Origin of the sequence: Zeimonas sediminis, assembly GCF_023721795.1 — a bacterium.
In the GTDB taxonomy this organism is placed as follows: domain Bacteria; phylum Pseudomonadota; class Gammaproteobacteria; order Burkholderiales; family Burkholderiaceae_E; genus Zeimonas; species Zeimonas sediminis.
Genome location: NZ_JAMQYE010000001.1, coordinates 1,504,777 through 1,518,342, shown reverse-complemented (window position 1 = coordinate 1,518,342; position 13,566 = coordinate 1,504,777). Strand labels below are relative to the sequence as shown.

Below are 13,566 nucleotides of genomic sequence, written 5' to 3'. Positions count from 1 at the left end.
TTTCGTCGTTTTGGGATTCGGTTTCAGGGCCGTGGGCGGTCGCGCAGTTCCCGCTCCTGCAATTCGCGCCACATGATCTTGCCGGTGGCAGAACGGGGCAGGGCGTCGGCGAACTCGACGATGCGAGGCACCTTGTACGCGGCCATCCGCTCGCGGCACCAGGCCACGATCTCGTCGGGAGTCGGGGCGGGGTCGCGGCCCGGCTCGAGCACGACGACCGCCTTGACCGTCTCGCCCCGGCGCGCGTCGCGCGCCGCGATCACGCAGGCTTCCCGGATGTCGGGGTGCGCATACATCATCGATTCGATCTCCGCGGGCCAGACCTTGAAGCCGGAGGCGTTGATCATCCGCTTCAGGCGGTCGGTGACGAAGAAATAACCCTCGTCGTCGTAGTGGCCGATGTCGCCGGTCCGGAAGAATCGCTTGCCTTCGATCTCGACGAAGGCGGCGCGGGTCGCGTCGGGATCGTGCCAGTAGCCGAGGAAGACCTGCGGCGCGCTGACCACGATCTCGCCCGACTCGCTGGGCCCGCGCTCGGCCAGCGTGTCCGGGTCGATGATGCGAGCGTCCACGTCGAACAGCGGCACTCCGCCGCATTGGCGCTTCGGGCGCTGCGGCGGGTTGATGTGGGTGGGCGCGATCGTTTCGGTGAGCCCGTAGCCCTCGACGTATTCCAGGCCGGTCAGCGCCCGCAGCCGCGCGCCGACCGCCTCGGGCATGGCCGCGCCGCCGCCGCCGATGCGGCGCAGGCTCGACAGGTCCCGCTGCTCGATGCCCGGCATCGACAGAAGGTCGATCGCCATCGTGGTGATGCAGGACCACGAGGTGACCTTCATCGACTCGATCAGCCCGGCCGCGGCCTCGCGGTCCCAGCGCTGCAGCAGCACCATCGTCGCGCCGAGCAGGATCGGCGCGTTCATGTTCCCCTGCATGCCGGTGACGTGGAACAGCGGCAGCGTGGCGAGCACCACCGGAGCCTCGCCCCAGTCCGACCAGTGCGCGTGCATGACGGTGGTCGCCATCACGGTGCGGTGGGTGTGGATGCAGCCCTTGGGCTTGCCGGTGGTGCCCGACGAGTAGGGCAGCACCGCCAGGTCGTCCGGTCCTGCCAGGTGCGGGCCCGGCTCGAGGCCGGCGTCCAGCGCATCTCGCCATCGTGCGATCCGGGTGCGCGGCAGCCGGGCCGACAGCGCCTGCGGGTCGACGGGCTCGGCGAGCACCGACGCAGGCGTGCGCGGCGCAGGCGGATCGCCGACGCAGTCGGCGTAGCGAACCAGTACCAGGTGCTCGAGGCCGGCCTGGCCGAGGTGGCCTGCGATGTCCTCTGCGGCGAAGGCGACCCGCGCGCCGCTGTTCGACGCGATGTGCGCGACCTCGTCGTCGAGCAGCATAGGGTTGACCGGCACCACCATCGCGTCCGCGCGAAGGATCGCGTAATAGGCGAGCACCCACTGCGGGCTGTTCTGCAGGTACAGGAGCACCCGGTCGCCGCGTTTCACCCCGCATTCGCGCTGCAGGAAGCCCGCCAGCCGGTCGACCTGCTCGAGAGCCTCGCCGTAGCCGATCGTGCGACCGTAGAAGACCAGCATCGGATGACCCGGCGCGCGCTGCGCCGACGCCCGCAGGTTGTCGTACAGCGACTGCTGCGGGTACTGGAGCGAGAGCGGCCGGCCCGGAGGCCAGAAGCGGTGGTGAAGCGTCAGGGCGGGCATGTTCGCGGCGAATTGCGGGCGGCCGCCGAAAGGACGGGGCCTGCCGGAAGTTCGGGTCGGCCCGGATCATACCGGGCCCGGTTGCCCGGATGCGCCGGGCAGGCCCTACGCGATCCGGGAATAGCCCCCGGCGGGTCGCGAGCCGCTTCCCAGGTATTCGTCGAAGGCCATCGCCACCGCGCGCACCAGCAGGCGGCCGCGCGGCAGCACGGCGACGCCGGTCGCGTCGATCCGCACCGCGCCGGCGTCGACCAGGGGCGCCAGCGACGCGAGTTCGCGCGCGAAGTGGCGGGGGCCGTCGACGCCGCGGCGCCGGGCGAGCCAGCCCCAGTCGAGCTCGAATCGGCACATCAGCGACTGGATCGCGTCGCGCCGGATGAAGTCCTCGCGATTGAGCCGGATGCCCCGGACCACCGGCAGCCGGTCGGCGGCCAGCGCCTCGTAGTAGCCCTGCAGCAGCTTGTCGTTCTGCGCGTAGACGTCGCCGACCGACGCGATCGCCGAAACGCCCAGCGCGATCAGGTCGCCCGGGTCGTGCGAGGTGTAGCCCTGGAAGTTTCGGTGCAGGCGTCCCTCGCGCTGCGCGATCGCCAGCTCGTCGTCGGCCTTGGCGAAGTGGTCCAGGCCCAGGTACCGGTAGCCGGCCGCCTCGAACAGCCTGACCGCCTCCTCGAACATCCGCCCCTTGTCGGCCGACGAGGGAAGGTCGGCCTCGGCGATCCGGCGCTGCGGCTTGAACAGGGTGGGCAGGTGCGCGTAGTGGTACAGCGCGATGCGGTCGGGGCCGGCGGCGATCGTCTGCTCGACCGTGCGGCGAAAGCGATCCGGCGTCTGCCTGGGCAGGCCGTAGATCAGGTCGACGTTGACCGAGCGGAAGCCGGAATCGCGCGCGGCCTCGATCAGCGCCACGGTCAGCTCGCGCGGCTGGATCCGATTGACCGCCTTCTGGACCTCGGGGTCGAAGTCCTGCACGCCGAGGCTCACCCGGTTCATGCCGAGCCCGCGCAGCACGCGCAGCCGCGCGGCATCGACCGTGCGGGGATCGATCTCGATCGAGTACTCGCCGTCGTCGTCGGGGGCGAAGTCGAAGGTCTCCCGGAACGCGGCGATCAGCCTGCCGAGCTCGGCGTCGGGCATGAAGGTCGGCGTGCCGCCGCCGAAGTGCAGGTGGCTGACCCGGTGGCCGGTGCCGATCCGGTGCCTGAGCAGCCAGAGCTCCTTCAGCAGGGCCTCGAGGTAGGGCGAGGACTGCTCCTGGTGCTTGGTGCCGATCTTGTTGCAGGCGCAGTACCAGCAGATCGTGCGGCAGAAGGGCACGTGCACGTACAGGCCCAGCGGCTCGTCGCGCCGGTCGGCCCGGCGCATCAGCGCGCGGTCGTAGTCCTCGTGGGTGAAGCGATCGTGGAAGCGGTCGGCCGTCGGATAGGACGTGTAGCGGGGCCCCCGGCCGCCGAAACGCTCGAGCAGCTCCTCGTCGATCTCGAGGGGAGCGGGTTCAGTGGTTGTCAGCATTCCAGGGAGTGTGCCGGGCCTCGGGAATTCCACGTCTTGATCGAGCGCAAGAGGCCGGACAGGAAATCCGCCGCCGCGCTCAGGAATTCCCCTGCGCCGGCGCGCCGGCCGTCGCGGTGGCGGTGCCGCGGCCGGCCGGCGCGGCCCGGTTCACTCGACCGGCACCGTGTAGTTCAGCGCCATCCGGCCGCCGTCCGGGTACACGATCTGGCCGGTCAGGTAGGAGGCGTCGTCGCTCGCGAGGAACAGCGCGACCTTCGCGACCTCGTCGGGCTCGCCGAGCCGGCGCATCGGCGTGCGCGACAGCAGCCGCTGGCGCGCCTCGGGCGAGCCCATCACCGCCTGGCGGGCGAGCTCGGTGGCGATCGTGCCCGGGCCGACCGCGTTGACCCGGATGTCGTGCGGCGCCAGCGACAGCGCCATGACCCGCGTCAGCTGGTTCACCGCGCCCTTGGACACCACGTAGGGCACCTGGTCGGCGATCGCGAGCACCGCGTTCACGCTGGACATGTTGACGATCGCGCCGCCGCTGCCCTGCGCCACCATCTGCCGGGCGGCCGCCTGGCCCACCGTGAAATAGGCGCGCAGGTTGACCGACATCACGCGATCGAAGTCCTCCTCGCGAAGGTCGAGGAAGCTGGCCGCGTGGGTGATGCCCGCGTTGTTGACCAGGATGTCGAGCCTTCCGAAGCGCTCGACCGCCGCCGCGACCAGGCTGGCGCCGCTGCCCGGCGCCGCGACGTCGGCCTGTACGAAGTGCAGGGCCGGGTCATTCCCGGCGAGCGCGCGGCCGGCGTCCGTGTCGCGGTCGGCGATGACGACCTTCGCACCCTCGGTGGCGAAGCGCTTCGCGATCGCCTCGCCGATGCCCTTCGCGCCGCCGGTGACCAGCGCGACCTTGTCCTTCAAACGCATCCTGTTCTTCTCCTCTGTTCTTCGACGGGCCCGATGGGATAATCGTCCGCAAATGCTCCCAGCGATCGCGAGACGGCGTGCGCGCCGTCCGAACCCGATATTGTGCGCCATCCTGGTGCTGTGCCTGCTGGCGCTCGCCGCCGCCGGCCTGCCTGCGCGCGCCGCGGGGCCGCGACCGCCCGTCGCCGACTGGTTGCAGGAGTCCGGGATCGATCCGGTCGACGTGGGCGTGGCCGTCTGGCGGCTCGATGGCGGCAGTCCCGCGCCCGCCTGGGGCCTGAATGCCGACCGCCCGTTCAATCCGGCCTCGACGATGAAGCTGGTGACCACCTGGGCGGCGCTCTCCATCCTGGGGCCCGAGTTCCGCTGGCGCACCACGCTGCACCTGCGCGGCCGGGTCGTCGACGGCGTGCTGGAAGGGGACCTGGTGCTGCGCGGCGGCGGTGATCCGAAGCTGGTCGTCGAGGACCTGACCGAGTGGATCGCCCGGATCCGCGCGGCGGGCCTGCACGAGATCCGCGGCGACCTGGTCGTCGACGACGCGATCTTCGAGCCGGTCGACGAGACCCTGCCGCCCTTCGACGGCGATGCGAGCCAGCCCTACAACGTGCTGCCATCCGGCGCGCTGATGAACTTCAAGGCGACGCGGCTCCTGGTCCGCCCGGATGCGGGGGGCGCCGCGATCGAGCTCGACCCGCCGCTGGCCGACGTGCGGATCGAGAACCGGGTGCGGGTGCAGCGCGGTCCCTGCCGCAACGGCGCGGCCGGCCTGCGCGTTCGCGAGTTTTCCGGCGGGCGCGACAGGCCGCCGGTGATCCGGGTCGAGGGGCCTTACTCGGCCGGATGCGGCGAGCAGGGCTTGTTCGCGTCGGTGCTCGGCCACGTCGAGTTCGCACGGGCCTTCTTCGCGGCGGCCTGGCGCGCCGCCGGCGGCGTGTGGCACGGCGATGCGCGCATCGAGCGCGGCGCCGCGAACGGCGATCCATGGGTCGAGTGGGTGTCGCCGCGCACGCTGGCCGAGATCGTCGACGACGTGAACCACTTCAGCAACAACGTGATGGCCCGGCAACTGCTGCTGCAGGTGGCCGCGGCCAGGGGCGCGCGGCCGGCCGGGGTTCGCGACGGCCGCGAGGCGGTGCGGGCCTGGCTGGGCGGCCGGGGGCTCGACTTTCCGGAGCTGGTGCTCGACAACGGCGCCGGGCTGTCGCGCGATGCGAGGATCAGCCCGGCGAACCTGGTTCGCCTGCTCGCCGATGCCGATCGGGAGCCGCTCGGCGAACGCTTCCGGCAGTCGCTGCCGCGGGTCGGCGAGACCGGCACGGTTCGCTTCAGGCTGGCGGGCGAACCGGTCGCGGGCCGCGCCTGGATGAAGACCGGCAGCCTCGACGGCGTGCGCTCGATCGCTGGCTACCTCGAGGCGGCCTCGGGCCGTCGCTATGCGCTGGCGGTCTTCGTCAACGGGCCGCGGGCGAGGGCCTCGGGCGCTTTCCAGGACAGGCTGCTGCGCTGGCTGCATGCGAACGGCTGACGCCGGCGGCCGCGCCCGGCGCCGTCACAGGCCGAGGCGCTCCCATAGCGAGTCGACCCGTCGCTTCACCTGCGGGTCCATCACGATAGGGCGCCCCCACTCGCGGTCGGTCTCGCCGGGCCACTTGTTCGTCGCGTCCAGGCCGAGCTTCGAGCCCAGTCCCGACACCGGGGAAGCGAAATCCAGGTAGTCGATCGGCGTGCGGTCGACCAGCGTCGCATCGCGCAGCGGGTCGACCCGGGTCGTGATCGCCCAGATCACCTCCTTCCAGTCGCGCACGTCGATGCCCTCGTCCACCACCACGATGAACTTCGTGTACATGAACTGGCGCAGGAAGCTCCAGATGCCGAACATGACCCGCTTCGCGTGCCCCGGGTACTGCTTGCGGATCGAGACGACCGCCATCCGGTACGAGCAGCCCTCGGGCGGCAGGTAGAAGTCGACGATCTCCGGGAACTGCCGGCACAGGATCGGCACGAAGACCTCGTTGAGCGCCACGCCCAGGATCGCCGGCTCGTCGGGCGGCTTGCCGGTGTAGGTGGAGTGGTAGATCGGCGAGTCGCGCATCGTGATGCGCTCGATCGTGAACACCGGGAACCAGTCCCGCTCGTTGTAGTAGCCGGTGTGGTCCCCGTACGGCCCCTCGAGCGCCATTTCCCAGCCGGTCAGCGCCGCCGAGGGCGGCTCGCCCTGCCAGCCGAGCCGGCGCGCGTGGGCCCGTGTCAGGCTGCCGTCGGGGTCGGGCCGGATCGCGCCTTCCAGCACGATCTCGGCGCTGGCCGGTACCCGCAACGTGCTGCCGAGGCACTTGGCCAGCAGCGTCTTCGAGCCGCGCAGCAGGCCGGCGAACTGGTATTCGGACAGCGTGTCGGGCACCGGTGTGACTGCGCCCAGGATCGTGGCCGGGTCGGCGCCCAGGGCGACCGCGATCGGGAAGGGTTCGCCCGGGTGCTTCGCCGCGTGGTCGCGGAAGTCGAGCGCGCCGCCGCGGTGGGCGAGCCAGCGCATGATCGTCTGGTTGCGGCCGATCACCTGTTGACGGTAGATGCCGAGGTTCTGTCGCGCGCGGTGAGGCCCGCGGGTCACGACCAGGCCCCAGGTGATCAGGGGCGCCGCGTCCCCCGGCCAGCAGGTCTGCACCGGCAGGTCGCCGAGGTCGACCTCGTCCGCCTCCGCCACCTGCTGCTGGCAGGCGGGCCGGCCGGTCTCGCGGGGCGCCATGTTCAGCACCTGCCTGAGCATCGGCAGCTTGTCCCACGCGTCGCGCAGCCCCTTCGGCGGCTCGGGCTCCTTCAGGTAGGCGAGCAGCTTGCCGATCTCGCGCAGCGCGTCGGTCGATTCGGCGCCCATGCCGAGCGCGACCCGGCGCGGCGTGCCGAACAGGTTCGCGAGGACCGGGACCGGCCAGGTGCGCCCGGCCTGCGCCGGGCGTTCGAACAGCAGTGCCGGTCCGCCGGCCCGCAGGACCCGATCCGCGATCTCGGTCATCTCGAGCGCGGGTGAGACCTCGACCGCGATTCGCCTCAGTTCCCCGCCCGCTTCGAGCTGGCGGACGAAGTCCCGCAGATCCTCGTATTTCATCGTTTCGAGCCGTTTTCCTGTCCGGGTCCGATTGTCGCACCGGCGATCGTGGCGCCGGTTCCGGGACGCGCGGCGCGCGCTGGAATAACCATTCGTCCAAAATCTTTAGGTTGACCACCCCTCCGTCCGTCCCTAAAATCCTGCCAGCCCGTCTTCGGGTCGGCCGCTCTTCCGATGCGGTCCTGCGCTCGTCGGGGTTCGCTTGACGGGCGCAAAAGCGGGGATCGTGCCGTGAGCGCGCCGGAGGTTCCCGACGATGGCGAATCGGCTGTGAGCACGCCGGGGGTTCGCCGACAGCGGGCGGCCACGCATCGCCCGCAAGCGGTTCTGCGAGGAGCGACGATGTCTCGTCGGTGCGGAGCGGGTGATCCCCCTCCGCGTGACCGTCGACGGGCGGCTCGCGCAGGATCATTCCGCCTGGTCGGCGAAAGGTACGGCGAATGCCGGAAGGAGTCTCGGTGCCCGAGCGACGTCAGGTCACGAACTTCCTTGCCCCCCTCGCGTGGATTCGCGCTGCGGGGCGATCGGCGTTCGCCTCGATGCCGATGGTCGCCCTGCTCGCCGTGACGGTCTCGACGGTGCACGGTTTCGTTCCCCGCGCGGAGCCCGCGCGATCGGTCCTGCTGGATGCCGCCGAGGCGCAAGGCGGTCGCTTCGGCCTGCCCGAGGCGGACGACGCCGGGGTGCAGCAGCGCCCGGCCGAAACGCGCTACGAGCAGGCGGGCGAGTCGTCTCCGGTTCCCAGCGCCACGCTGCTGGTCGAGATCCAGCGTCACCTGGCCCGCGCGCGATCCGCGATGGAAACCAGGGTCCGGCCGTCCGAGTCCGCGGCGCAGCAGAATCTCGTCGCGCAGGATTCCGAACGCGCCGGGCGGCAGGCGCAGGCGGTCAGGCCTCCGCTCAAGCTCACCGCCGAGCAGCGCAAGGTGGCCGAATTCGTTTCCTCGAAGTACCGGGTGGCGCTGGACGACGTGCAGCACTTCGTCGCCCACGCCTATCAGGTGGCGCGCGAGTTCCGGCTCGACCCGCACCTGATCCTGGCCGTCGTGTCGGTCGAGTCCAGCTTCAACCCCAAGGCTCGCAGCCCGAAGGGCGCGCAGGGCCTGATGCAGGTGCTCACCCGGGTGCACACCGACAAGTTCGCGCCATTCGGCGGGCCGGCTGCGGCCTTCGACCCGGTAGCGAACATCACCGTCGGATCGGCGATCCTGAAGGAATACCTGGTGCGCGAAGGCACGGTCGAGGGAGCGCTGAAATCCTACGTCGGCGCGGCCCTGCTGCCCCACGATTTCGGCTATGGTCGCAAGGTGCTCGGCGAGCGCGAGCGGATCGCCGCTGCTGCCAAGGGCCTGCCGGTGCCGGGCGAGCGGCAGGCTCTCGCGAAGGGCGCGTCGGGGCCCGCCACGGTTGCCGGCCTGGAGCCTGTTCCCGACGTCGCGCGCGTCGCGCCGAACAGCGGCATGCCGGGCGAGACCAAGACGATCCCGCTGTTCGCGGTGGAACAGCCGATGCCGTGGGTCGACGTCGCGCCTGCGGCCAGCGTCGAGCCGGGCGGCAAGGAAGCGGTCGCGCAGTTGCTCGACCGGCTGTCGGTCGACAAGCTGTCCGATCTCTGAGGCCGGCGGCGGCGCTCGCCGGGCCTCTCGCCCTCAGGCGCCTCGGCCGAGGTGCCGTCCGAGCCGGTCGATCGCCTCGCGCATCTTCTCCATCGACGTCGCGTACGACAGCCTCAGCCAGCGCTGCGGGTCGTGCCGGCCGAAGTCCTTGCCGGGCACGACCGAGACCCCGGTCTTCTCGAGCAACTCGATCGCGAAGTCCGAGCTGTCGTCGGTGAACGCGCTGCAGTCGGCCCAGGCGTAGAAGGCGCCGTCGGGCGTCACCGGCACGTCGAGTCCGATGCCGCGCAGGGCCGGCACGATCCAGTCGCGCCGCCGCCGGAACTCCTCGCGGCGCGTCTCGAAGATCGCCTTCGACTCGGGGTCGAAGCAGGCCAGTGCGGCGTGCTGGGCCAGCGTCGACGCGCAGATGTACAGGTTCTGCGAGAGCTTTTCGAACACCGGCGCCAGCGATTCGGGCACGACCAGCCAGCCGAGCCGCCAGCCGGTCATGTGAAAGTACTTCGAGAAGCTGTTCGTGACGATCAGGTCGTCGCCGAGCGCGAGCGCGCTGCGCGGCGAGCCGTCGTACGACAGTCCCAGGTAGATCTCGTCGACGATCGAGAAGCCGCTTCGCGCGCGGACCGCGTCCACGATGCCGGCCAGCTCGTCGAAAGGGATCGAGGTGCCGGTCGGGTTCGCCGGCGACGCGAGCAGCGTGCCCCGCGTGTGCGCGGCCCAGTTCGCCTCGAGCAGCGTCCGCGTCATCTGGAAGCGGGCCTCCGGGCCCACCGGGACCAGCTGCGGTTCGCCGTCGAAGGCGGCGACGAAATGGCGGTTGCACGGATAGCTCGGGTCGGTCATCAGCACGCCGTCGCCCGGGTTGACCAGCGCGCAGCAGGCCAGCGATAGCGCGGCCGACGCGCCGGCGGTCACCACGATACGCGACGGTGCGATGTCCAGCCCGTAGCGCTCGCCGTAGTCGCGGGCGATCGCGCGGCGCAAGGACGCGAGGCCGGTGGCGCCGGTGTACTGCGTGTGGCCGGCCCGCGCGGCGCGCTCGAGCGCCGCCAGCACCGGCTCGGGCGCGGTGAAGTCGGGCTCGCCGATGCTCATGTGGATGACCGGATGGCCGGCGGCCTCGAGCGCGGCGGCGCGCTTGGCCAGTTCCATCACGTGGAAGGGATCGATCCGCGCCGTGCGGCGCGCGAGCGGAAAGGGCAGGGAAGGCGAGGACGGGATCGCTGCGGTCATCGGAGTGGGGCGGAGGCGCCTGCAAAGACCTCGATTATCGCCCGGAGCCGGCCGGTCGGCCGGCGCGCCTGGTCGTCGAACCGGGATCGGCGTGCGCCGGCCCCGGCTGGCCTTCAGCCCGCGCCGACGACACCCTCGGCGATCAGCGCGTCGATCTCGTCGGCCGCGTACCCGAACTCCGCCAGCACCTCGCGCGTGTGCTCGCCGAGCGCCGGGGCGGGCTTCGGGGCGACCGCGGGCGTGCCGTGCAGCTTGACCGGGAAGCCGAGCGCTTGCGTGCGGCCGGCCTTCGGATGGTCGACCTCGACGACCATGTCGCGAGCCAGCACCTGCGGGTGGGTGAGCGCCTCGCCGATCGAGTGAACCGGCCCGGCCGGCACGCCGGCAGCGTCGAAGGCCGCGATCCAGTGTGCCCGGTCGTGCGCGACCAGCACCGCCTCCATGGCCTCGACCAGCGCCGGCAGGTTGCGCATCCGGTCGTCGTTGGTGGCGAAGCGCGGGTCGGTCTTCCACTCGGGGTGGCCGAGCACGTCGGCGATCCGCTCCCAGTTCGACTGGTTCGCGCCGCCGATGTTGACGAAGCCGTCGGCGGTGCGGAAGGCCTGGTAGGGCGCGGTCAGCACGTGGCTGGAACCGAGCGGGCCGCCCGAGGCGCCGGTGGCGAAGAAGATCGCCGCATGCCAGTAGGTCTGCTGCAGCGCCGACTCCATCAGCGAGGTCTCGACGACCTGGCCCTCGCCGGTCTTCAGCTTGTGCACGTAGGCGGCGATGACGCCGAGCGCCTGCAGGATGCCCGCGTTGATGTCGGCCACCGGGTTGCCCGACTTGGCGGGCGGGCGGCCGGGCTCGCCGGTGATGCTCATCAGGCCGGAGAAGCCCTGCGCGATCAGGTCGAAGCCGCCCTTGTCGGCCCAGGGGCCGGTGCGGCCGTAGCCCGAGACCGACGAGTAGATCAGGCCCGGGTTGAGCTTCGACAGCACGTCGTAGCCGACCCCGAGCTTCTCCAGCGTGCCCTTGCGGTAGTTCTCGGTCAGCACGTCGGCGCCGGCGACCATCCGCTTCAGCACTTCCTTGCCCTTCGCGTGCTTGAGGTCAAGCGCGATGCCGCGCTTGTTGCGGTTCAGGATCATGAACGGCGCCGACACGCCGTTGACCCGCGGCTCGCGATAGCTGCGCGAGTCGTCCCCGCCGGGCAGCTTCTCGACCTTGATCACGTCGGCGCCGAGGTCGGCGAGCATCATGCCGGCGGTGGGGCCGGCCATGATCTGCGAGAGTTCGAGGACCTTCATGCCGGCCAGCGGGCCGGCGCTTCGCTGCGCGGTCATCGAAAGGCCCTCAGCGACCGACGAACCCGGGCTTCGCCTTCGCGAGGAAGGCCTTGTAGCCGATGCGGAAGTCCTCGGTGTCGAAGCAGTCGAAGCACTCGAGGTACTCCTGCTCGGACAGCGGCTGGCCGCTCATCAGCTTGCGGGCGAACTTCTTGTGCCACCGCGCGACCAGCGGCGCCCCGTCGGCGATCCGCCGAGCAGTCTCGCGGCACTCGTCGGCCACCCGGTCGTCGGCGACCACGCGGTTGACCAGCCGCTTGTCCTTCGCCTCGGCCGCGTCGAAGATCCGCCCTTCGTACAGGATCTCGAGCGCCACCGACGGGCCGGCGAGGTGAATCAGCGGTTCCATCTCGGGGTAGGCCATGACCAGGCCCAGGTTCTTGATCGGTGCGCCGAAGCGGCTCGATTCGCCGCAGATGCGCATGTCGCACAGCGCGGCGATCTCCAGCCCGCCGCCCACGCAGATGCCGTGGATCTGGGCCAGCGTCGGGTGGCGGCAGTCGGCGATCGCGCGGGCGGTCTCGTGCATGATGTGACCGTAGGCGATCGCCTGCTCGCGGTTCGAGCGCTCGGTCTCGAATTCCGAGATGTCGTTGCCCGGCGAGAAGGACTTCTCGCCGGCGCCGCGCAGGATCACGCAGCGCACCGAGTCGTCGGCCGACAGGCGGTCCATCGTCTCGCCCAGCAGCTTCCACATCGGCTTGGTCAGCGCGTTCAGCTTGTGCGGACGGTTGAGGATCACCGTGGCGATCGCGCCTTCGCGCTCGACCAGGATGGTTTCGGCGGCTTTGTCGGTCATTTCGGCTCCCTTGCCTCAGCGATAGAACAGCTCGACCAGGCCCATGCCGGTGATCGGCACGTAGGTGACCAGCATCAGCACGGCGAACAGCACGCCGACGAAGTAGACGTTGGTGCGCGACACCTCCCAGACGCCGCACTTGGCGATCGAGCAGGAGATCATCAGCACGCTCGCCACCGGCGGGGTCTGCTGGCCGATGCCCAGGTTGATCGTCACGATCAGGCCGAAGTGCACCGGGTCGATGCCCACCGCGTTGACCAGCGGCATCACGACCGGCACGACCAGGATGATCGCGGCGGCCGAGTGCAGGAACATGCCGAGCAGCAGGAAGATCACGTTCAGCAGGGCCAGCACGAACCACTTGTTGGTGGTCAGGTCCATCACCGACTGCGCCAGCTGCTGCGGTGCCTGCGTCTCGGTCAGGTACACGCCGAGCAGTGCCGAGGTGGCCACCAGCAGCATCACCACCGCGGTCTGGCCTGCGCCCTCGATGATCGCCGCCTTCAGGTGGGCGAGATCCAGTTCCCGGTACACGACCAGGCCGATGAACAAGGCCGCCAGGACCGCGAGCGCCGCGCCCTCGGTCGCGGTGACGAAGCCGCCGAAGATGCCGCCCAGGATGATCATCGGCAGCGTGAAGGCCCAGGAGGCCTCGCGGGCGGTGCGGCGGACTTCCTTCCAGTCGAGGCTCTGCTCGATCGGCAGGTTGTAGCGGCGCGCGAAGTAGTAGGCCATTCCCATCAGGCCGAGGCCGCCGAGGATGCCCGGGATGATGCCGGCAACGAACATCTGCACGACCGAGGTCTCGGCCATCACCGCGTACAGGATCATCGGGATCGACGGCGGGATGATCACCGCCAGCGTCGCCGACGACGAGGTCACGGCCGCGGCCAGGGCCGCAGGGTAGCCCTTCTTCTTCATCGCCGGCACGAGGATCGACCCGAGCGCTGCCACGTCGGCGACCGCCGATCCGGAGATCTCGGCGAAGAACAGCGAGGTGCCGATCGAGACCATCGCCAGGCCGCCCCGGATGAAGCCGAGCAGGGCGGTCGCGAAGGCCAGCAGGCGCGACGAGATGCCCGACGCGTTCATGATCGCGCCGGCCAGGATGAACAGGGGGATCGCGAGCAGCGGGAAGTTGGTGGCCCCGTTGTACACGACGATCGGAAGGTTCAGCAGCGCGTCGGTGCCCTGCGCAAGCCAGATGGCGGCGACGGCCACGACGCCGAGCGCCACGGCGATCGGCACGTTGAGCAGGACCAGCGCGAGCACGCAGCCGAACAAGAGCAGCATCTCCATGTCCGAATCTCCTTGTCTCTTCTTTTCGGTGGTTTCGTTCGGA

General features: G+C 70.6%; 10 protein-coding genes. 2 read left to right on the top strand and 8 right to left on the bottom strand.

Going from position 1 to position 13,566, the window contains the following annotated elements:
• Nucleotides 1-23: 23 nt before the first annotated feature.
• The 3 genes from M6I34_RS07060 to M6I34_RS07050 all read right to left on the bottom strand — a co-directional run bounded on the left by M6I34_RS07060 (nucleotide 24) and on the right by M6I34_RS07050 (nucleotide 4,139).
• Nucleotides 24-1,712: a long-chain-fatty-acid--CoA ligase gene (locus tag M6I34_RS07060; protein WP_272484989.1), complete on the bottom strand. Its 1,689-nt coding sequence runs from the start codon at nucleotides 1,710-1,712 to the stop codon at nucleotides 24-26.
• Between the two features lie 105 nt (nucleotides 1,713-1,817).
• Nucleotides 1,818-3,224 carry an oxygen-independent coproporphyrinogen III oxidase gene (gene hemN / locus M6I34_RS07055; protein ID WP_272484988.1) on the bottom strand — a complete coding sequence of 469 codons (1,407 nt, stop codon included), beginning with the start codon at nucleotides 3,222-3,224 and terminating at the stop codon, nucleotides 1,818-1,820.
• Nucleotides 3,225-3,374: 150 nt separating this feature from the next.
• Nucleotides 3,375-4,139 (bottom strand): SDR family NAD(P)-dependent oxidoreductase, encoded by a 765-nt coding sequence (locus tag M6I34_RS07050; RefSeq protein WP_272484987.1) that lies wholly within the window; start codon nucleotides 4,137-4,139, stop codon nucleotides 3,375-3,377.
• 100 nt (nucleotides 4,140-4,239) lie between these two features.
• Here M6I34_RS07050 and dacB point away from each other — a divergent pair, with 100 nt between their 5' ends.
• Entirely contained in the window at nucleotides 4,240-5,667 is a 1,428-nt protein-coding gene (gene dacB, locus M6I34_RS07045) for a D-alanyl-D-alanine carboxypeptidase/D-alanyl-D-alanine endopeptidase (protein ID WP_272484986.1), read from the top strand.
• 24 nt (nucleotides 5,668-5,691) lie between these two features.
• Here dacB and M6I34_RS07040 read toward each other — a convergent pair whose 3' ends face one another.
• Entirely contained in the window at nucleotides 5,692-7,248 is a 1,557-nt protein-coding gene (locus M6I34_RS07040) for a UbiD family decarboxylase (RefSeq protein WP_272484985.1), read from the bottom strand.
• Between the two features lie 458 nt (nucleotides 7,249-7,706).
• Between M6I34_RS07040 and M6I34_RS07035 the strand changes: the two genes are divergently transcribed.
• Nucleotides 7,707-8,864 carry a lytic transglycosylase domain-containing protein gene (locus M6I34_RS07035; protein WP_272484984.1) on the top strand — a complete coding sequence of 386 codons (1,158 nt, stop codon included), beginning with the start codon at nucleotides 7,707-7,709 and terminating at the stop codon, nucleotides 8,862-8,864.
• A gap of 33 nt (nucleotides 8,865-8,897) precedes the next feature.
• Here M6I34_RS07035 and M6I34_RS07030 read toward each other — a convergent pair whose 3' ends face one another.
• From M6I34_RS07030 to M6I34_RS07015, 4 genes are all read right to left on the bottom strand, one after another.
• Entirely contained in the window at nucleotides 8,898-10,097 is a 1,200-nt protein-coding gene (locus M6I34_RS07030) for a pyridoxal phosphate-dependent aminotransferase (RefSeq protein WP_272484983.1), read from the bottom strand.
• A gap of 113 nt (nucleotides 10,098-10,210) precedes the next feature.
• The gene (locus M6I34_RS07025) at nucleotides 10,211-11,422 is read right to left on the bottom strand and encodes a CaiB/BaiF CoA transferase family protein (protein ID WP_272484982.1); all 1,212 of its coding nucleotides are present in this window, start codon (nucleotides 11,420-11,422) and stop codon (nucleotides 10,211-10,213) included.
• A gap of 10 nt (nucleotides 11,423-11,432) precedes the next feature.
• On the bottom strand, nucleotides 11,433-12,224 hold the full coding sequence (locus M6I34_RS07020) for an enoyl-CoA hydratase/isomerase family protein (RefSeq protein ID WP_272484981.1): 792 nt from the start codon (nucleotides 12,222-12,224) through the stop codon (nucleotides 11,433-11,435).
• A gap of 15 nt (nucleotides 12,225-12,239) precedes the next feature.
• On the bottom strand, nucleotides 12,240-13,523 hold the full coding sequence (locus M6I34_RS07015) for a TRAP transporter large permease (RefSeq protein WP_272484980.1): 1,284 nt from the start codon (nucleotides 13,521-13,523) through the stop codon (nucleotides 12,240-12,242).
• Between the last annotated feature and the right edge of the window lie 43 nt (nucleotides 13,524-13,566).

Excerpts from the sequence above, each read along its gene's own strand:
- M6I34_RS07060 (WP_272484989.1), bottom strand. The coding sequence starts at position 1,712 with ATGCCCGCCCTGACGCTTCACCACCGCTTCTGGCCTCCGGGCCGGCCG.
- hemN (WP_272484988.1), bottom strand. The coding sequence starts at position 3,224 with ATGCTGACAACCACTGAACCCGCTCCCCTCGAGATCGACGAGGAGCTG.
- M6I34_RS07050 (WP_272484987.1), bottom strand. The coding sequence starts at position 4,139 with ATGCGTTTGAAGGACAAGGTCGCGCTGGTCACCGGCGGCGCGAAGGGC.
- M6I34_RS07040 (WP_272484985.1), bottom strand. The coding sequence starts at position 7,248 with ATGAAATACGAGGATCTGCGGGACTTCGTCCGCCAGCTCGAAGCGGGC.
- M6I34_RS07030 (WP_272484983.1), bottom strand. The coding sequence starts at position 10,097 with ATGACCGCAGCGATCCCGTCCTCGCCTTCCCTGCCCTTTCCGCTCGCG.
- M6I34_RS07025 (WP_272484982.1), bottom strand. The coding sequence starts at position 11,422 with ATGACCGCGCAGCGAAGCGCCGGCCCGCTGGCCGGCATGAAGGTCCTC.
- M6I34_RS07020 (WP_272484981.1), bottom strand. The coding sequence starts at position 12,224 with ATGACCGACAAAGCCGCCGAAACCATCCTGGTCGAGCGCGAAGGCGCG.
- M6I34_RS07015 (WP_272484980.1), bottom strand. The coding sequence starts at position 13,523 with ATGGAGATGCTGCTCTTGTTCGGCTGCGTGCTCGCGCTGGTCCTGCTC.